This window comes from Bradyrhizobium sp. WYCCWR15520 (assembly GCF_056174665.1).
The window spans coordinates 22082-39896 of sequence record NZ_JBWBWM010000048.1 but is presented as its reverse complement, the minus strand read 5'-3'; the positions used below and the strand labels follow the sequence as shown (position 1 = coordinate 39896).

Here is a 17815-nt window from a genome sequence, read left to right as displayed (position 1 = left end):
CCCTCAATATGGCGGTTTTTTCCGCTCGCGCTGCGCCCGCGCCGCCTCCATCCACCATACGAGATCATCGGCAAAGCGCGGAAACGCGTGCGTCAGCGCCTTGCCGCCGTCGCCGGTCGGCTTGCCGTCTTCGGAAAGCGTCTGCGCGATAGGCCCGACGGCAATCGAACTCGAGATAACCACCATGCCCATTTCCGACAGCGTGCCGTGCCAGGCGATCGCGGCGCGCGCGCCGGAGAAGCGGCCGGCCGAATAGCTCGCGATCGCCGCTGGCCGCCAGAACCATTCTTCGAGGAAATGGTCGGTGAGGTTTTTCAGCCCGGGCTGCATGCCCCAATTATATTCGCCCGATACGAACACAAATCCGTCGGCATCGCGGATCTTTCCCGCGAGTTCTTCGAGCGCCGCGGGCGCCGCGCCTTTCGGGTATTCCTTGTACATGCGGTCCAGCATCGGCAGACCGATCGCCTTGGCGTCGATCAGTTCGACATCGTCGCCGCGGGCGCGAAATCCCTCGACGACGAATTGCGCGAGACGAATGCCCATGCGGTCGGAACGGTAGGAGCCGTAAAAGACGAGAATGCGGTTGCTCATGGCGCCTCACCCCTAAGACATTGGATGATGCAGTCGAACCATGCGGGCCTTTCTCATGCAAGGCGTGAGCTGCCTCGAATGAACCTGAAGTCCGGCCCGCGATACCTAAGGCCGAACTTCATGGCTCCCCGATAATCCCCGGATCGAGCTGCATCTTTTCCGGATCGCCGCGCAGAGTGAAGATGTCCGCCCCGCCTCCGCTACCGCCCGCCTCCGATTGGGACGTCCCCTCGGTCCGCATCGCCGCGCTCATGCTGGCAGCGGCCAATGCGGCGTTCTGCATCTACACTCTCCCCTTCGTCTATGCCCACGCCGATCCAAAGGGCACCGGCTTCGACATGCTGCCGGTGATGCCGTTCACCCTGATCTTCTTCGCGCTGGTGCTGCCAACCGCCATCAAGGCGATCGGCGGCCGCGGCCTCGGTGTTGGGCTCGCCCTCGTGCTCGGTGCGACCGCGCTGAATGCCATCATCTTCCTCGCGCTATTGTCTTCCTACGCCGCGGCCAGCCGCTGAAGCGCCAAGCAGCCAAACAAAAAGCGGCCTTGCGGCCGCTTTTGTTGCAGTTGTGCGTTCCGGCTCTACCAATAGCCGGGCCCGTCATAATAGGCGTAGGAATCAACGTACGGCGCGCCGGCAATCGCACCCGCCATTCCGACCGCACCGGCGGCTACGCCGGCCGCAAGCCCGACGGGGCCGGGCCCGTAATACGCGCGAGGCCCATACACGCGAGGCCCGTAATACGCGCGAGGTCCGTAATCGCCATAGTAGTAGCTATAGTCATAGGGGCTCGGCGTGCGCACGCCGTATCCGCCGCGCAGATAGTTGGAATTCGGGTAGTTGAACCCGATCATTCCAGGCTCCTGGGTCGCTTCCTGCGACATCGCCGGTGTCGCAAGCGCCGTCGCCAGGATGGCGGCCGCCCCGAGCAGCTTCAGTTTGGTCATTGCTCATTCCTCCATTCATGTATGAAGGACGAACGAGCGAGGCCGGGGTGCTGTTCCGGACACCGATTCACAGCGCTGTGAGTTTCTGGCGGGCCGCCAAGAGAAAAGGCCGGCGGGCGTTACGCCGCCGGCCTTCTCTTGCAACTGCCGGCTCGGGAGGTCCGGTTCCGCTGCGATTCCATTTGCCTAAAGTTTGACCATTACATCCTTAACAAAATCTTAAGTAGTAACTGTGATCTCCCTCACGGAGGTCCAGAACCTTGTGCGACTAGCCTGCAACCAACGAGACAGATCGTCTCAAACGCAGGAGGCCGCCATGGCCCAGGTTTATTTCCACTGCTCGAACTCCCGGGAAGTCCGCATCGACCGTTCCGGCGAAGCGGTCAGCGATCTCACCGAGGCGCGCGACCGCGCCGCCTGCATCGTGCGCTCGATGATCATGGGCCGCGACGCCGAAGACTGGCGCGACTGGGTCGTACATGTGAACGACGATTTCGACGACGAGCTCTTCGTTCTGCCCTTCGCCTTCGTACTCGGCAAGCCGCACTGAGGCCGCCATGCTTCATCGCCTGGATACGATCATGACGCGGTGGCACAGGCTGATCGAGCGCGCCTGCGACGCCTATCGCCCCGAGCGCCACTACATGCGCGGCCCCGGCCCGAAGTGGCACGCCCGGCACGGCGTCCAGCATATCTGAGACCCGGGCACCCGCCTCTTGATCGCATAGCGCGCAAGCGCGGCGGATGGCCGTCAGGGTCGGTCATGATGATCGCAGGATTGGTCTAGCACTTCATCGATTCTGTTGCCGGTTCCCATATTTCCCCGACGCACCCCGGCCTCAACCTCTCCACGAGATTGCCTTGCTTTGGTCAAACCTCGCTGGCCGTGTGGTGGCGTGGGCAGAGGATTTTCACGCTAGCAAAGCAGCTCGCTCGCCGCCCGGTCGCGGGAGCCATTGGACTTGCGCAAGGGACCGCCAATGCAATCCACGCCAACGCTGAAAGAGGCTGATCCGCACGACGTTTTTGCGATCGAAACGGTACTGGCCGCACACGCCCACAAGGCGCCCCCGCTGGCGCACGATCCGCCACCCGCCGCCCCGCCGGTAGCGCCGCAGGTCCAAATTGCGGCCAACCCGCAAGTCCATACCGCGCCGACGCCGGAGGTTCACGTCGCGCCCCCAATTTCGGTGGGCGCGTCGGCGCCGCAGGTCGAACCGACGTTTCGCGCCGCCGATAGGCGCGACATCCAGGTCGAGAACGTCAAGCTGGCCGAGATCAAGGTGGACGGCCTCAAGCCTGCCGCCGAGCGGCCGACCGCCAAATGGGCGAAGCGCGTGGTCATGGCGCTCCTGGGCCTTTTCGGCGCCTTGGCTGCCGCCGCCTGGCAGTATTATGGCGATCAGGCCACGGCGATGGCCGCCGAGTGGGCGCCGCCCTTCGTGCTGGCTGCGTTGCCCTCGGCAGCCAAACCAGCCGCAGCCGAGCAACCGAGCGCGCCGGCCGCCCAAGCCGCAACCGATCAGGCCGTCGCGCAACCGCCGGCCCCCCCGGCGCCGGCTCAAAGCCCAGCGCCGGCTCAAAGCGAACCCGCGGCCGCAATCGCGGCCGCTCCTGCCGCCGAACCGGCGCAGTTGCAATCGATGGCGCAGGATCTTGCCGCGATGGGCCAGCAGGTTGAGGAGCTCAAAGCCACTATCGCGCAGCTCAAGGCAAGCCAGGCGCAGATGGCGCGCGACCTTGCCAGGGCGTCCGAGGCCAAGGCCGCTGAGACCAGGCCCGCCGAGCCAAGCCAGCGGCCGCGCGTGTCGTCGCTGACCGCACCTCCGGTGCGGCCGACCACGCCTCCGCCCGCCCCGCGCAGGCCGAAGCCGGTCAGTTCTTATTCGCCCTATTCACCCGCGCCAATGGCGGCGGCACCCGCAGCGCCGCTTCCGCCGGCGCAGGCCGCCGCGCCGCTACCGCCTCAGCAAACGATCGCCGATGACGGCGAGCCAGTGGTGCGCCCGCCGATGCCGCTGCGGTAAATAGCGTGTTCTCCCGGATGCGGCGCGGCGCGGCCGCATCCGGGACAAATCCGTCAGCTCTGATGCGGGCCCCGCATCATCTTCATGGCGTCTTCAATGTGACGCCACTCCTTGGCTTCCTCGATGTCGCCCTTGCTCTCGCAAGCCTGCGCGTTGTGTGCGGCCTGCGCGATCGCGGTGAGGCCGTGCTTCTCCATCATCTGACGCGCAATCGTGTGGATCTGCATTTCCGACATCATGTCGCTCTCCGGGGTTCCGCCACGGCGCTTTTCCGAATCGTCGCGGCTTCCCGGTGAAAACGGCCGAACCGGAACTCTCGTTCCTCCCGGCAGAATGGATAATTTTCAGACAAGATTAGGCAACGGCTCCACCTGTGGTCGCCACTCCCCGTAGTATCCCGTCCGCAATCTCCCCGAATATTAAGTCGCTCTTCCGCCTGCTATTTTCAGCGTAATCGCAACCGCGGGAGTCGGACATGGCACGAGTCTATTTCCACTGCTCCAATTCCGAGGGCGTACGCTTCGACCAGAGTGGCGCCGCCGTCGAGGATCTGGCCGAGGTGCGCGCCCATGCCGCCCGCGTCGTGCAGTCGCTGATCATGCTGCAGGACCCGGAAGACTGGCGCGACTGGACGTTGCACGTCAGCGACGACCTCGACGACGAAATCTTCGCGCTGCCGTTTTCATCCCTGCTCGGCAAGCCGCATTGAGAGGTCGCCATGCTGGCCATACAACCGCTGCTCCGACGCCTGACCGAGATCGTGACCCGATGGCAGGGTCTGCTCGACCTCGGCCGCAACCGCTATCGCCCCGAGTTGCATTACATGCGCGGCCCAGGCCCGAAATGGCACGCGAAGCACCAGGAACATAGCGCGTAACCCGTAACCCGGATGGAGCGAAACGCGATCCGGGAACGGAACTCTCGTAGGATGGGTAGAGCGAAGCGAAACCCATCATCCCCGCCGCAAACGCGATGGGTATCGCTTTGCTCCCCATCCTACGAATCTTCTACAACTCCCCCCAATTCCGGCGGCTCGAACCAGTTGGTCAGCGATAGCCCGCCGTCGATCACGATCGCCGCGCCCGTGACGTAGGCCGATATCCGGTTCGACAACACCGCCAGCGCCAGCGGCGCAAGGTCTTTGGCCTCACCAAGTCGGCCAAGCGGAATATGTTTTGCGAGCGCGGGGTCGGCGACGAAACCGCCGGCCGCGATCGCGCCGGGCACCAGCGCGTTGACGCGGATGCCAAAGCGGCCGAACGTCTTGGCCAACTCCTTCACCAGCATGGAAAGCCCGGCCTTCGCCGTCGAATAATGCGGCAGGTTGCGTGGCGTGCCCGCATGCAGCGAGGTCAGGAGCAGAAACGAGCCGCCTTCCTTGTCGGCGATCAGCTTCTGCGCCAGTTCGCGGCAGAGATGAAAACCGGCATCCAGGTTCACCGCATGCATCTGCGCCCAGATCTCGGTGGTGACGCCGAGCGCATGATCGCTTTCGCGCCGCGGCGGCGAGGCGCTGTGCACGAAATGCGTCACGCGCCCCAGCGCTTTGGCGGATTCCGCCAGCAGCGCCTCGCGCGCGGCGGCATCAGCGAGATCGCCAATCCAGGGCACCGCGAGTTCGGGTCGCGCCGAGGCCTTGATCGCCGCGGTCACGGTGTCCCCGTTCACATCGGCAAACACCGTGCGCACGCCCTCTCCCACCAGCGCCTGCGCAATCGCGCGGCCGATTCCATTGCCCGCGCCGGTGACGAGCGCCGCCTCGTGCGCGGGATCAAACGCCGCACTCAACAGACTCATGTTCGCGCCTCCTATCGAAACAAGGCGTATCCTAAGACCGTGGGGCGGATTAGCCAACGGGTCGCGCGAATGCGCGCCCGATGACAGGCTCCGCGTAAATCCGCCAACGACGACAGCCGGCGCAAATACGCTACGCTATTGCGCCCTACGCATCTGCTACATCGCGCCGCCGATTCACGGCAGCGAATGCGCGCTGGTTTTCCTGCCGCCCAGCATCGCCCTCGCCGCGCGCTCAGCCTCCCGCGCGGAGCTGAAATCGCGGCCGTCGAGGCGATCGAAGGCGCGGTCAGAGGAGAAAAACGTAAAGCCGCGCTCGTTGCCGGCGACGATCCCGGCGGCGCGGTCGTGAACTTCGATGATGTAGGCTTTGGGCATGGCTGTTCGTTCGCCGAAATGGCGCTCCTGTCGAATGAGTGAACGCGGGGGTTTGTTACGTACGGATCAACAACAGGCGCCGGTCGCCGCCGAGACGCAGCGGCGGGTGATGCGCTTGCGCATATCGCCCACGACTGGCTTTGAATTCAATCTCATGCGGTGATCCCGATTGGCGAAAAGCAGCGCGAAATATCCGGCTGTTTGCCGGACTGGTCAATGAAATGTGTATCCAATCTTTCTCGCGCGACACCTGCGCTCTTCTCCGCAACGCGCAAAAACGAATGAAACCATTTTCGGCCGTTGCAAGTTGTTGTGCCTGCCGATCCGCGCGCAGAAGCGCACGCCGTGGCGTGCACCGTCAGGTTGCTTCCGCCCGTTGTGAAATCGGCCTAACCTGTTCCCGACAATCAGCGGGAGGCCGAGCATGCAGACCCGCGTTCGAAAAGTTGCCCATGTTCTGGAACGCCTTGGGCTTGCGATGGCAGGCGCAGCGAGCGGATTGTTTGTGGCAGCACTGGTCGGAACGAGCCATTCCGCGCTCACCAACCAGGCCTTCCTGCTTCTGATGATGATCGGTGGCGCCATCGGCTTTTACCTCGGCATCGATACGCCGCCCCTGCCCTACAACGCCTCGAACAAGCAACTCATCGATGGCGCCTGGGTCGCCAAGATCGATGCGCCGGAATTGCTCAGCGCGGTCGGCACCTTCCTCGCGGCGTTCTCGGCGTTCGCTTGCGTCGGCGTCATCGTGCTGCGCCAAAATCCGCATGTGGGATGGATAGGGATGATCATGGCCGGATGGACGGTCGGCGTCACCATGCAGATCGTCGCCGGCGCAATCGCACGCCTGCGCCGCTGATCAGGCAGGCCGTCCGACCTTCAGCTCTCTTCTTCCAGCGTCAGTACCAAGCCGGTCAGTGCTGAGCCGATGCCAAACATCAGGGCGTAGGTCGTGACCAGCATCACCGTGGTCTGCACCGGTGCGCTGCTCTTGGCAACGAGATCTCTGACATGGAAGGCATCGATGAGGCTGAGCAACAGGACCATCGACAGTCCAAGCGCCACGCCCATCAGGAAATGGGTAAGCAGCGCATTGAAGAGTGACTTTTCCGGACGCATGTGCCGTACCTTCGGCATGATGCCGGCCCAACGCGCAGCCGGAGAAACTGGTTCCCGCGCGCGAGAACAGAATTCGTCCTGCGCTGCGGCGCGTCAGCCCCGCGCGTTTGCTAATCGTTAAGCAAGTGCCGGTACGTCCATCGGCATTCCCAAAAATTTCCACAATATCTTTTAGGAAGAACACACATCGTTTTCGAGAAAGGGAGAATTTGTCATGCGGCTAGGGCAAGCGATCTTCTTCGGTTCGGCGGCTGCGCTCCTCACTTTGGCGGCGCCGACGCTCGCCAGGAACTCAAGCACCAACTCTCATATAGCGAAGACGAGCGAAGCACCCGCTTCCGCCTCCTGTCATGCCTATCAGCAGGAAGCCGACGGCACATGGACGCAACTGCCGTGTCAGGAGATGGGTTCCAAGGCACCGCAACCGACGTCCGCATCGAAGCCTGCCACTGAAGAGACACAGTGAACTCTATCGACCCGTCATTGCGAGCGCAGCGAAGCAATCCACCTGTCAGCGCCTGCGGAAAAATGGATTGCTTCGTCGCTGTCGCTCCTCGCAATGACGCGGATAGGCCGCAGTTCGTAGCCCGGATGAGCGAGTTGTCCGCCGTAGTTCAAGGAGCGTAAGCGGCAGCGACATCCTGGACTCCAATCACGCCCCGCCAGTCGCCCTGCCCAGCCAATCGTCGAACCGCGTCGGCATGATCCGCGCGCCGTCGTCCGGCACCAGGGTGCGCAACGCGAGCGGCGCACCGAAATACGGCACATCGGCGCCCGCCACGACCTTGCTGGTATCGCCCTGCTTGCGCAGCCAGCGGCCGACGAAATCCGCCATCGGCGCTGCTTCGGGACCCGCGACCTCGCGGATGCCGCCAGCAGGCTCGCCAAGCGTCACATCGGCCAGCGCTATCGCGACCTCGTCGGACAACAACGGCTGCATCAACTGGCTGGAGACGTGCACCGCGCCGTCCCTGCGCCCGGCATCGGCGATTGCGCCAACGAATTCGTAAAACTGCGTGGCGCGCAGGATCGTGTAGGCCAGGCCGGAATTTTCGATCAGCCGCTCCTGCGCCAGCTTGGCACGGAGATAGCCGCTGCCCTCGAGCCGGTCGGTGCCGACGATCGACAGCGCAACGCAGTGCCGCACGCCGGCCTGCTTCGCCGCCGCAATCAGGTTGCGCGTTCCCGTCTCGAAGAAGTGCAGCACCGCCTTGTCCTCGAACGAGGGCGAATTGGACACGTCGACGACGATGTCGGCGCCCGCCAGCGCCGCCTGCAGGCCCTCCCCGGTCACGGCGTTGACGCCCTTGCTCGGCGAGGCCTGCAGCACCTCATGGCCGCGCGACCGCAGCAACGGGGCCAATTTCGAGCCGATCAGGCCGGTACCACCGATGATAACGATCTTCATGTTCCTCGCTCCTCTCTCCCGAAAACCGCGGAAAGCCCCGCTAAATCAAGACGAAATGGAAGGCACGGGTGTGACACGCCCAACCGTAACTCTGGATTAATTTGCACCACCTATACTGGTGGCCCGCACTCCCAGACCCGCGCAAATGGCCTGAAATCCCATGAAAATCGGCACCCTCCTCACCGCTGCCATCGTCTCGCTCTCCGCCGTCGGCGGCGGGCTCGCCGTCTATGTGGCGGTTTCGAAGTACCAGACCATGGACAAGGTCTCGCTCGCGCAGAGCCGGCTGGAGGTGGTGCGCGCGGTCGGCGACATCCCGCGCTACATGAACTCCGAGCGCGGATTCTCGACCAACATCCTGTACGGCCCGCCCGCGGTCGATCCGGCGGTGCGGAAGGAACTCAACGAAAAACTGCGCAAGAACACCGACGGCGCCCGCGACAAGATGAACGCCGTCCGCAAGAACCTGTCCGGCGGGCTCGATGACGCCGCCGCGATCGGCAGTGGCATCGACGAATTGAACGTGAAATTCAACGCGCTGCGCGACGCCATCGACAAGGCGATCGACGGCCCGGCCGAAGCGCGCAAGGACGCCGCCAGAAAGATCGTCGCCGACAATGCCGTATTCAACGCCGCGGTCACCAAGCTGCTCGACGAGCAGGTGCGCCGCATGGCCCAGCTCGACGGCGATGCTTATCGCCAGGCCGTCTATGCCAACATCGCCTGGAACCTGCGCGATATCGGCGGCTACAACGCCAGCATCCACAAGAACCTCGTCGGTGCCAATCGCGCCGCCACCGAAGCCGAAAAGATGGAATATTCCCGCTCCCAGGGGCGTGCCGACCAGATCCTGATGTCGCTGCAGGAACTGCGCGGCAACCCGGCGACGCCGGCCAACGTGGCCGCGGCATTGGAAAAGATGAATGAAGTCTATGTCGGCCGTTTCGGCAAGGCGCTGAAGTTCGCCAAGGAAGGCGCGGCGTCAGGCAAATACGAGAACAATGTCGATTTCTTCTATGCGGAATCCCAGGTCGGCCTCGGCGCCGTCGTCGAGGTTCGCAACGCCTTCTACGACAACGCCGAATATGTTCTGGCCACCGCCTATTCCTCGGCGCGCTTCAGTTTCCTGATCGCGCTCGCCGGCCTCATTGCGGTTACTGTTGCCAGCGCCGTGCTGATCGCGATGGTTCGCCGCCGTGTCTGCGGCCCCATCGTCGACCTCACTTCCACGATGTCGCGGCTGGCCAGCGGCGACGTATCCGGGGACATCGCCGGCGCCGGCCGCTCCGACGAGATCGGTGCGATGGCTGCGGCGGTGCGCGTCTTCAAGGACAACATGATCGAGGCCGAACGTCTTGCCGCCGAGAAGGCTGCCGAGAGCGACGGCAAGATGCGCCGCGCCCAGGTGCTCGACGAACTCACCCGCGCGTTCGAAGCCAAGGTCACCGAGCTGGTCGGCGGGCTTTCAGCCGCCTCGTCCGTCATGGAGGACACGGCGCAGTCGATGTCGTCGACCGCGACCGCCACCAACCGCCAGGCCGCGATCGTCGCCGCCGCGTCCGAACAGACCTCCGCCAACGTGCAGACGGTTGCCAGCGCCACCGAAGAACTGACCTCCTCGATCTCAGAGATCGGCCGTCAGGTCGCGCAATCCACTGAAATCGCCTCCCGCGCGGTCGAGAACGCACGCCGCACCGGCGAGACCGCCCGCTCGCTCGCCGAGGGCGCACAGAAGATCGGCGACGTCGTGACGCTGATCCAGAGCATCGCAGCGCAGACCAACCTGCTCGCGCTGAACGCGACCATTGAAGCCGCGCGCGCCGGCGATGCCGGCCGCGGCTTTGCCGTCGTCGCCTCCGAAGTCAAATCGCTGGCCGGCCAGACCGCAAAGGCGACCACCGAAATCTCCGAGCAGATCGCCTCGATCCAGACGGCGAGCGACCAGACCGTGACGGCGATCCAGAACGTCGCCAACGTGATCGCCGAAATCGACCAGATCGGCACCGCCATCGCAGCGGCGATCGAGGAACAGGGCTCCGCGACCAAGGAAATCTCACGCAGCGTGCAGGAGGCCGCGCGCGGCACCCAGGAGGTCAATTCCAACATCACCGGCGTGCAGAAGGCCGCCGACGATACCGGCGCCGCCGCCAATCAGGTGCTGGGCGCAGCCGAGCAATTGTCCTCGCAGTCCAAGGACCTCGCCGGCCAGGTCAACCGCTTCCTCTCCGAAGTGCGCGCGGCGTAGGGGCCGAGCGGCGCTACTCGCCTATTCGACCGGCGTGCGAGAAGAGGAACTTTTCGCGCCACTGGAACTTGATATGGCGCAATGAGGCACACCTCTGAACCGACAACTGTTGTTGCGGTCGCCGCAGGCGGCCGCTCGTGGTGACACTGGTCGACGTCGATGAACTGCAGCGTCGGATCGCGGCGCTGGAAGCGGAAAATACGCGGCTCAGGGCGTACGCCGTCGCCGAGAACACCGAACTTGAACGAGCCGAGTCCGCCCTCGCCGACAGCGAACAACGCTATCGAACCCTGTTCAATTCCATCGACGAGGGTTTTTGCATCATCGAATTCCTCGACGGTCCGCACGGACCCCTGAGCGACTACATCCACATCGAGGCCAATCCTGCCTACGCGCAACATGCCGGCATCCCCAACGTGGTTGGCCAGAAGCTGCGCGAGATGGTGCCCGACGAAGCCGACGGCTGGGCCGAACTCTATGGCGGCGTACTCCGCACGGGGGTGCCGATCTGCTTCGAGCGCGAGCTGATTGCGACCGGCCGCTATCTCGAACTCGCGGCTTTCCGGATCGACCGTGCCAGCCGCCGGCAGATTGCGGTGCTGTTTCAGGACATCACCCCGCGCAAGCGCGCCGAGGCCGAGGCTCGCCGCCTCAACGAGACGTTGGAGGCGCGCGTAGCGGAGGCGATCGCCGAGCGCAAACAGGCCGAGGAAGCTCTGCGCCAGTCACAGAAACGCTCTTGCGGGTCTGAACAGCGTCTCGAAATCCATCCGTTGCATTCCGTCAGTCCGTTGCATTCCCATGTTGCATCAATCCCTTTTGAATCGATAATCGAAGCGGTCGCCATCCGCGGTAATGAGGCCGACGGTCGGCGCCGGAAAATGGATCGGCAGGATCAGCGTGTCGGTACCGGCGACGGAGGCAAAGAACTTGCGCCGCGAGATCGCCGATTGTTTCGGATCCCAGTCGGGCTTGGCCGACCATTCCGGCTCGCGGCACTGGATCACGTGATGCATGAGATCGCCGGCAACCACCGCGCGCTTGCCCCCTGAGAAGATGTTGACGCAGCAGTGACAGGGCGAATGCCCCGGCGTCGGCGTCAGCGTAATCGTATCGTCGAGGGCGTAATCGTCGTCAACCAGCACGGCCTGCCCGGCTTCGGCGATCGGCAGGCAATTATCGCGGAAGACCGTGCCGGGCGGGTTGGCTCCCCTGGTATGCTCCGCCTCCCAAGCGGCATATTCCTTCTTGTGAAAAATGTATTTCGCGTTGGGAAAGGTCGGCACCCAGTGCCCGTCGCGCAGCGTGGTATTCCAGCCGGTATGGTCGATGTGCAGGTGGGTGCAGAACACGTAATCGACCTGCTCGTAGGCGATGCCGAGCGCGAACAGCTCGTTGCGCCAGCGCTCCTTGCCCGGAAAATCGAACGGCGGCGGATGGCCCTTGTCCTCGCCGGTGCAGGTGTCGACCAGAATGGTGTAGCGCGGCGTGCGGACCACGAAGGTCTGGTAGGTGATGACCATCAGCCCCAGCGCGGCGTCGAACACTTCGGGCTCCATGGCGGCGAGATGATGCCTGAAGACCGCCTCGTCATAAGCCGGAAAGAAATCCTGCGGCCGCCGCCACGGTCCCTCGCGCTCGATCACCGCATCGATGGTGACGTCACCGATCCTGAGCTGCTTCATCCTCGCTTCGCTCCCCATTTTTGAAACAGCCTAACGGGCGGGTCCGGCGCCGACAAGCCGCGTGCAAGTTGCAGCATCCACACGTTGGGGCATTGGCCGTTCTCCGCCGCAAATCGAACAGAAATGCTGCCTAGCGAATGCGCCTCTCACGCGGGGACAAATCTTGAACAAGAAACTCAAATATGCCGCGGCGGCGATTGCTGTCTTCGCCGCAGCCATCTACCTCAACAACACCAATCATCTCGCCACATATCGGGAGGGCAAGCCCATCCTGCTCGCGCATCGCGGCATCGCCCAGCGTTTCGACGAACGCGATCTGAAGAACGATACCTGCACGGCGGCCCGCATGCTGCCGTCAACGCATGCGTATCTGGAGAACACGATCGACTCGATGCGGGCGAGCTTTGCGGCCGGCGCCGATATCGTCGAGCTCGATGTTCACCCGACAACAGATGGCGAATTCGCGGTGTTTCACGACTGGACGCTGGATTGCCGCACCGATGGGCAAGGCGTCACGCGCGAACACTCCATGGCCTATCTGAAGAAGCTCGATATCGGCCACGGCTATACCGCAGATGGCGGCAAGACCTTTCCCTTCCGCGGCAAGGGCATCGGCCAGATGCCGACACTCGCCGAGGTGCTGGCAACCTTCCCTCAGGCGCGGCTATTGATCAATGTCAAGAGCCGCGACGCATCCGAGGGGGAGAAGCTGGCGGCCGTGCTGGCCAAGCTGCCTGCCGAGCTCCGCGCCCAGATCATGGTCTATGGCGGCGATGAACCGGTCCAGGCCGTGCGCACGCGCCTGCCTGAGATCCGGACAATCTCGCGCACCGCCATCAAGAGCTGCCTGCTCGGCTACATCGGCTACGGCTGGACCGGCCTGGTGCCGAAGGCCTGCAGCAACGCCATGGTCATGCTGCCGATCAATGTCGCGCCGTGGATGTGGGGGTGGCCGGACCGCTTTCTCAACCGGATGAAGGCGGCCAATAGCGAAGTCTTCGTGCTCGGCCCCTATCGCGGCGGCGAATTTTCCAGCGGCATCGATACATCAGAGCAGTTCGCACGGCTGCCGCAAAATTATTCCGGCGGCATCTGGACCAACGAGATCGAAGTTATTGCGCCGCTTGTGCGCAGATAGCCTGTAGCCCGGATGCAGCGAAGCGAAATCCGGGAAGCAGTGCAGCCGTACAGAGAGCCCCGGATTGCGCTTCGCTCCATCCGGGCTACGGAGGCTAGCTCCGCAACCCCGGCGCTTCCTGCCCGGTGCGTGCGACGTATTCGGTGTACCCGCCGCCATACTGGTGGATGCCGTCGGCCGTCAGCTCCAGCACGCGGTTGGAGAGCGCGGCCAGAAAATGCCGGTCGTGCGAGACGAACAGCATGGTGCCTTCGAATTCGGAGAGCGCGCCGATCAGCATCTCCTTCGTCGCGAGGTCCAGATGGTTGGTCGGCTCGTCCAGCACCAGAAAGTTCGGCGGGTCGTAGAGCATTATCGCCATCACCAGCCGCGCCTTCTCGCCGCCGGAGAGCACCCGGCACTTCTTCTCGACATCGTCGCCGGAGAAGCCGAAGCAGCCTGCAAGCGCGCGCAGCGAGCCCTGGCCCGCCTGCGGGAAGGAATCTTCCAGCGACTGGAACACGGTGCGCTCGCCGTCGAGCAGATCCATGGCGTGCTGGGCGAAATAGCCCATCTTGACGCTGCCGCCGATCGCCACCGTGCCGTCGTCAGGCTCGGCCGAGCCCGCCACCAGTTTCAGCAGCGTCGACTTGCCGGCGCCGTTGATGCCCATCACGCACCACCGCTCCTTGCGGCGGATCATGAAATCGAGCCCCTGATAGATGCTGCGGCTGCCATAGCCCTTGTGGACGTTCTTCAGGCTGACGACATCCTCGCCCGAGCGCGGCGCCGGCAGGAATTCGAATGCCACGGTCTGCCGCCGTTTCGGCGGCTCGACGCGCTCGATCTTGTCGAGCTTCTTCACCCGGCTCTGCACCTGCGCCGCATGCGAAGCGCGCGCCTTGAAGCGCTCGATGAACTTGATCTCCTTGGCCAACATCGCCTGCTGGCGTTCGAACTGGGCCTGCTGCTGCTTCTCGTTCAGCGCGCGCTGCTGCTCGTAGAATTCGTAATTGCCGGAATAGGTCGAAAGCGTGCCGCCGTCGATCTCGACGACCTTGTTGATGATGCGGTTGATAAACTCGCGATCGTGCGAGGTCATCAACAGCGCGCCTTCATATCCCTTCAGAAACTGCTCCAGCCAGATCAGGCTTTCGAGGTCGAGATGGTTGCTCGGCTCGTCCAGCAGCATCACGTCGGGCCGCATCAGCAGGATGCGGGCCAGCGCGACCCGCATCTTCCAGCCGCCCGAGAGCGCGCCGACATCGCCTTCCATCATCTCCTGGCTGAAGCCTAAGCCTGACAGCGCCTCGCGGGCCCGGCCGTCGAGGGCGTAGCCGTCGAGCTCCTCGAAGCGGTGCTGAACCTCGCCGTAGCGCGCGATGATATCGTCCATCTCGTCGGCGCGATCGGGATCGGCCATCGAGGCCTCGAGTTCTCTCAACTCGGCTGCCACGACGCTGACAGGGCCGGCGCCGTCCATGACCTCGGCGACGGCACTGCGGCCCGACATCTCGCCGACGTCCTGGCTGAAATAGCCGATGGTAATGCCGCGATCGAGGGAGACCTGGCCTTCATCGGGCAGTTCCTGCCCCGAAATCATTCGGAAAAGCGTGGTCTTGCCCGCCCCGTTCGGGCCGACGAGGCCGATCTTCTCGCCCTTCTGGAGCGCTGCCGAAGCTTCGATGAAGAGGATCTGGTGGCCGACTTGCTTGCTGACGTTATCGAGACGGATCATTGGGGCCTGAAAGGAGGAAATCGCTGCGGCCGCTGCTTAGGACATCGCAGCCGGACCTTCAAGTTCCGTGAAACCCGCTGATCGGGCGATGCAGCGCGCTTGGCTGTCCGAAATTCGTGCCACTGTCGTTCCCATACGGATGTGATCGCGGTTCCCGGAAACCGGCGAGAAACCCTTGTGGTTCGCCGCGCGTTGACCTCGCAACACAGGCCGACCAACAACGGGAGCCATCAATGACCAGACCCCCTCCGGTGCCGCAGGACAACCAAAGCCACAAGGGTACTGGCGATCCCAAGTCCGGCAATGCCCATCAGGCCCGGAAGGACCGAGGCCGTACCGAAAATCCCGAGCAGCAGGGCCAGCAGGGCAACACAGCACAGAATACCACCCATCAAGGCCATCAGCAGGATCGCTAGTCTGGAGTGCGCACCATGTCGACTTCAACCAAGACCCCGGCAAGCATTCGCCAAGGTGGCCCGGGCGCTTCCCATGAGAACGCCAAAGACCCGCTTCACATCAAGAAGCCGCCGGCCGACGATCCGCAGCGCCGGCACAGCAAGGTGTCCGGCGGCGGCGGCGAGCATGACACTCACCACACGCATGATCCGGAACGAAAGGGCGGCGGCACCCATCCCGCATCGAAGGACGCGTCATGAGCACGAAGCACGTCAAACTGAACAGGCCAACCAATGCCGATCTGCATCGCAATCCGCTGATCGGCGGTTCGAAGGGCGCCGCGATGGCGCAGGTAACGCCGGATGAACTGGAGGAGTTCGCGGGCGCCAACACCTTCGAGGGCGACATCGAGAACGACACCAATCCGCAAGGCGGCATTGACAAGGCAGAGGTTCGCAACCGGCGGCGCGGGCCGCCGCAAAACGATCGGGATTGCGGCCCACGAAAAACAACGCTGCAGGGAAAGAAGACGCATGAGCAACAACTGCGCATGCTGGAAAGAAAGCCTGATGTCCCCGATGAGAGGCTGGTTGAGGAAGAGATTGCGCGAACCCAGCGCGATGGCGGCGCAAAAATTGCAAAGCGCGACGGCCGTCAATCGGAGTTTGCGGTGAGCCGGGGCGGCCTCAATCAGGAAAGCCAGCACAACAAGCACAATCATCCGGGGCAATCGGGTCATAAACCCCAGAAGCCACAGGGATAGACCAACATGACACGTGGAGCGCACGGCGACGGCAAGCATCTCGGACCCGGGGCAAAAGGCAAAGGCGCCGGGACCGGCGCCATGACCGACGTGCAGGATGAACTCATCGGCGAGAACATGGTGCTCTCAAACCGCGACAAGGCTGAGCATTCGCGAGAGCGCGGTCAGGACAGCAAATGGACCCAGACCGAGCAACTGAAAGACCACGCGGCGAACAAAGGCCGCGGCTAAGGGAGAATGAACGCGCCTGCCGGGCAGGCCGTGCGGTCACAGGTTGATCACACCAAGCCGCGCCGCGTGCGTGACGGCGTCGGTACGGCCGGTGGCGTCGAGCTTCTCCAGCAGCGAACCGACATGGAATTTTGCGGTGTGAACGGATATTCCGAGCCGTCGCGCAATCGCCTTGTTCGATGCGCCCTCAGCCAACAGCAGGAGCACGTCGCGCTCGCGGGGCGTAAGATCGATCTCGGCATGCTCAGTGACGGCCGCGCGGTCGCGTGACACGAGCGCGACCGTCGCTTCTTCTCCCGGTGCCGCCAGGCGAATGCCGGCTACGCCGCTGAGCAGCGATGCGAGCCGGTCCACCAGTGCCGCATCTGCGATCTCAATAGCGACCACAATCACCGGCGACGCCGCGCCGTTCATGCTTCTGGCCTTTCGCCGATCGTGAGCCTGACCTGAACCGGCTGGCCGGCGCGCCTGATCGCGACGTCGACGACCGAGCCGATACTGTCGGGGCCGAGGGACCGCAGCAGTGATCGGACGCCCGAGAGCTTTTCGTTGTTCCACCCAACGATGATGTCGCCCTGCCGAATGCCGGCGGCAGCCGCAGGACCTGCTCTATCGACACTCATCACCATCGCGCCGAGCCCGTCGTCAAGTTCGACCGGCTGCAATCCAAGGCCGAGATAGCCACGTGCAATCCGGCCATGAGTTTCAAGCCTCGCGGCGATCCGGTCGATGGTGGCACTGGGAATCACGAGTATCCGTCGTACACCCTGGACAGCCATGCCGATCGCCTCGCCGGAGGCATTGAGGACAAGGCCACCCTCGTGACGGCGCCGCAGCCGCACGTCCAGCTCGATCCTTGCGTCGATCTCTCCACCCCGCATGCTGCGCCAGCGGCTGCCGACCAGCGATATCATTGCGAGCGCTGCCGTTGTAGCGCCCTGCTCGGCCGCGACGACGACCGCCAGCGAACCGAGATCCGGGACGATGGGTGAGAGCGCGACCGGCGTACTATTCCCGGCATCGACGCGCAGTAGCGCAATGTCGGTCGTATGATCGCGTCCCGCGATGCTCGCACGCCGTTCCGATCCGTCGGGAAACCTGATCGAGACTTCGCCTTCATCGGCCAGGGGCTCATCGGCCGTCACGATCAAGCCGGGCTTCCAGATAAAGCCGGTGGCTCGCGAGCGATGGGAATGCACCGAGACGATCGCGGATTTTGTCCGGGCGACCATGTCGGCAAGGGCTGAGGATAACGAGGGAAGGATTGGTGCGGCTGGGTCAGGCATGGCGAGATCTCCTGGATCGTCTGACTTCAATCTGGGAGTTCGGATCGCGTTGGGGAACTAGCCTGATGGGGAGGCAGCGACGATTACT

General features: G+C 63.8%; 24 protein-coding genes and 1 pseudogene. 14 read left to right on the top strand and 11 right to left on the bottom strand.

All coding sequences use genetic code 11. The features are described 5' to 3' along the window. Window positions 1-3: 3 nt before the first annotated feature. Entirely contained in the window at window positions 4-594 is a 591-nt protein-coding gene (locus tag AC0QUY_RS36315) for an NADPH-dependent FMN reductase (RefSeq protein ID WP_161854327.1), read from the bottom strand. 182 nt (window positions 595-776) lie between these two features. On the opposite strand from AC0QUY_RS36315, the gene AC0QUY_RS36310 reads away from it, so the two are divergent. After that, complete coding sequence (locus tag AC0QUY_RS36310; RefSeq protein ID WP_475390822.1) at window positions 777-1109, top strand: hypothetical protein; 333 nt, start codon at window positions 777-779, stop codon at window positions 1107-1109. Between the two features lie 65 nt (window positions 1110-1174). Here AC0QUY_RS36310 and AC0QUY_RS36305 read toward each other — a convergent pair whose 3' ends face one another. Continuing rightward, window positions 1175-1540: a hypothetical protein gene (locus AC0QUY_RS36305; RefSeq protein WP_475390820.1), complete on the bottom strand. Its 366-nt coding sequence runs from the start codon at window positions 1538-1540 to the stop codon at window positions 1175-1177. 316 nt (window positions 1541-1856) lie between these two features. Here AC0QUY_RS36305 and AC0QUY_RS36300 point away from each other — a divergent pair, with 316 nt between their 5' ends. The 3 genes from AC0QUY_RS36300 to AC0QUY_RS36290 all read left to right on the top strand — a co-directional run bounded on the left by AC0QUY_RS36300 (window position 1857) and on the right by AC0QUY_RS36290 (window position 3567). Continuing rightward, complete coding sequence (locus AC0QUY_RS36300; RefSeq protein WP_057856073.1) at window positions 1857-2090, top strand: DUF6894 family protein; 234 nt, start codon at window positions 1857-1859, stop codon at window positions 2088-2090. Window positions 2091-2097: 7 nt separating this feature from the next. After that, window positions 2098-2238 (top strand): hypothetical protein, encoded by a 141-nt coding sequence (locus tag AC0QUY_RS36295; RefSeq protein ID WP_475390819.1) that lies wholly within the window; start codon window positions 2098-2100, stop codon window positions 2236-2238. 282 nt (window positions 2239-2520) lie between these two features. Further along, the gene (locus AC0QUY_RS36290) at window positions 2521-3567 is read left to right on the top strand and encodes a hypothetical protein (RefSeq protein WP_475390817.1); all 1047 of its coding nucleotides are present in this window, start codon (window positions 2521-2523) and stop codon (window positions 3565-3567) included. Window positions 3568-3620: 53 nt separating this feature from the next. Here AC0QUY_RS36290 and AC0QUY_RS36285 read toward each other — a convergent pair whose 3' ends face one another. Next, window positions 3621-3806, bottom strand: a complete 186-nt coding sequence (locus AC0QUY_RS36285) for a hypothetical protein (RefSeq protein WP_161854323.1) — start codon at window positions 3804-3806, stop codon at window positions 3621-3623. Between the two features lie 236 nt (window positions 3807-4042). Here AC0QUY_RS36285 and AC0QUY_RS36280 point away from each other — a divergent pair, with 236 nt between their 5' ends. Together AC0QUY_RS36280 and AC0QUY_RS36275 are read left to right on the top strand one after the other, a co-directional pair. Beyond that, a complete protein-coding gene (locus AC0QUY_RS36280) occupies window positions 4043-4276 on the top strand; it encodes a DUF6894 family protein (RefSeq protein WP_161854322.1) in 234 nt (77 codons plus the stop codon). A gap of 9 nt (window positions 4277-4285) precedes the next feature. Beyond that, window positions 4286-4444 carry a hypothetical protein gene (locus tag AC0QUY_RS36275; protein ID WP_475390815.1) on the top strand — a complete coding sequence of 53 codons (159 nt, stop codon included), beginning with the start codon at window positions 4286-4288 and terminating at the stop codon, window positions 4442-4444. Between the two features lie 119 nt (window positions 4445-4563). Here the strand turns inward: AC0QUY_RS36275 and AC0QUY_RS36270 are convergent, their stop codons facing one another. Both AC0QUY_RS36270 and AC0QUY_RS36265 read right to left on the bottom strand, forming a co-directional pair. Beyond that, window positions 4564-5364 carry an SDR family NAD(P)-dependent oxidoreductase gene (locus AC0QUY_RS36270; RefSeq protein ID WP_475390813.1) on the bottom strand — a complete coding sequence of 267 codons (801 nt, stop codon included), beginning with the start codon at window positions 5362-5364 and terminating at the stop codon, window positions 4564-4566. Between the two features lie 174 nt (window positions 5365-5538). Continuing rightward, on the bottom strand, window positions 5539-5739 hold the full coding sequence (locus AC0QUY_RS36265; RefSeq protein ID WP_475390811.1) for a hypothetical protein: 201 nt from the start codon (window positions 5737-5739) through the stop codon (window positions 5539-5541). Window positions 5740-6163: 424 nt separating this feature from the next. Between AC0QUY_RS36265 and AC0QUY_RS36260 the strand changes: the two genes are divergently transcribed. Next, a complete protein-coding gene (locus AC0QUY_RS36260) occupies window positions 6164-6598 on the top strand; it encodes a hypothetical protein (RefSeq protein ID WP_161854319.1) in 435 nt (144 codons plus the stop codon). Between the two features lie 20 nt (window positions 6599-6618). Here AC0QUY_RS36260 and AC0QUY_RS36255 read toward each other — a convergent pair whose 3' ends face one another. Together AC0QUY_RS36255 and AC0QUY_RS36250 are read right to left on the bottom strand one after the other, a co-directional pair. Next, the gene (locus AC0QUY_RS36255; RefSeq protein WP_161854318.1) at window positions 6619-6876 is read right to left on the bottom strand and encodes a hypothetical protein; all 258 of its coding nucleotides are present in this window, start codon (window positions 6874-6876) and stop codon (window positions 6619-6621) included. Window positions 6877-7510: 634 nt separating this feature from the next. Then, entirely contained in the window at window positions 7511-8266 is a 756-nt protein-coding gene (locus tag AC0QUY_RS36250) for an SDR family oxidoreductase (RefSeq protein ID WP_475390808.1), read from the bottom strand. A gap of 160 nt (window positions 8267-8426) precedes the next feature. Here AC0QUY_RS36250 and AC0QUY_RS36245 point away from each other — a divergent pair, with 160 nt between their 5' ends. Both AC0QUY_RS36245 and AC0QUY_RS36240 read left to right on the top strand, forming a co-directional pair. Then, complete coding sequence (locus AC0QUY_RS36245) at window positions 8427-10511, top strand: methyl-accepting chemotaxis protein (RefSeq protein ID WP_475390806.1); 2085 nt, start codon at window positions 8427-8429, stop codon at window positions 10509-10511. A gap of 140 nt (window positions 10512-10651) precedes the next feature. Beyond that, window positions 10652-11212: pseudogene (locus AC0QUY_RS36240) on the top strand (PAS domain-containing protein); the annotation flags it as partial. 108 nt (window positions 11213-11320) lie between these two features. Here AC0QUY_RS36240 and AC0QUY_RS36235 read toward each other — a convergent pair. Further along, a complete protein-coding gene (locus tag AC0QUY_RS36235) occupies window positions 11321-12196 on the bottom strand; it encodes an MBL fold metallo-hydrolase (protein ID WP_475390804.1) in 876 nt (291 codons plus the stop codon). 163 nt (window positions 12197-12359) lie between these two features. On the opposite strand from AC0QUY_RS36235, the gene AC0QUY_RS36230 reads away from it, so the two are divergent. Then, on the top strand, window positions 12360-13334 hold the full coding sequence (locus AC0QUY_RS36230; protein WP_475390802.1) for a glycerophosphodiester phosphodiesterase family protein: 975 nt from the start codon (window positions 12360-12362) through the stop codon (window positions 13332-13334). Between the two features lie 94 nt (window positions 13335-13428). Here the strand turns inward: AC0QUY_RS36230 and AC0QUY_RS36225 are convergent, their stop codons facing one another. Continuing rightward, window positions 13429-15051 carry an ABC-F family ATP-binding cassette domain-containing protein gene (locus AC0QUY_RS36225; RefSeq protein ID WP_475390800.1) on the bottom strand — a complete coding sequence of 541 codons (1623 nt, stop codon included), beginning with the start codon at window positions 15049-15051 and terminating at the stop codon, window positions 13429-13431. A gap of 233 nt (window positions 15052-15284) precedes the next feature. On the opposite strand from AC0QUY_RS36225, the gene AC0QUY_RS36220 reads away from it, so the two are divergent. The 4 genes from AC0QUY_RS36220 to AC0QUY_RS36205 all read left to right on the top strand — a co-directional run bounded on the left by AC0QUY_RS36220 (window position 15285) and on the right by AC0QUY_RS36205 (window position 16441). After that, a complete protein-coding gene (locus tag AC0QUY_RS36220) occupies window positions 15285-15467 on the top strand; it encodes a hypothetical protein (RefSeq protein ID WP_161854312.1) in 183 nt (60 codons plus the stop codon). Window positions 15468-15482: 15 nt separating this feature from the next. Continuing rightward, window positions 15483-15707 (top strand): hypothetical protein, encoded by a 225-nt coding sequence (locus AC0QUY_RS36215; protein WP_475390799.1) that lies wholly within the window; start codon window positions 15483-15485, stop codon window positions 15705-15707. A gap of 83 nt (window positions 15708-15790) precedes the next feature. After that, complete coding sequence (locus tag AC0QUY_RS36210; RefSeq protein WP_475390798.1) at window positions 15791-16210, top strand: hypothetical protein; 420 nt, start codon at window positions 15791-15793, stop codon at window positions 16208-16210. Window positions 16211-16216: 6 nt separating this feature from the next. Then, window positions 16217-16441, top strand: a complete 225-nt coding sequence (locus AC0QUY_RS36205; RefSeq protein WP_475390796.1) for a hypothetical protein — start codon at window positions 16217-16219, stop codon at window positions 16439-16441. 36 nt (window positions 16442-16477) lie between these two features. Here AC0QUY_RS36205 and AC0QUY_RS36200 read toward each other — a convergent pair whose 3' ends face one another. Continuing rightward, window positions 16478-16855, bottom strand: coding sequence for a response regulator transcription factor (locus AC0QUY_RS36200; protein WP_161854309.1), 378 nt, complete (start codon window positions 16853-16855; stop codon window positions 16478-16480). Then, the gene (locus tag AC0QUY_RS36195) at window positions 16852-17727 is read right to left on the bottom strand and encodes a S1C family serine protease (RefSeq protein ID WP_475390794.1); all 876 of its coding nucleotides are present in this window, start codon (window positions 17725-17727) and stop codon (window positions 16852-16854) included. The genes AC0QUY_RS36200 and AC0QUY_RS36195 overlap by 4 nt, the downstream gene beginning before the upstream one ends. Window positions 17728-17815: the final 88 nt, after the last annotated feature.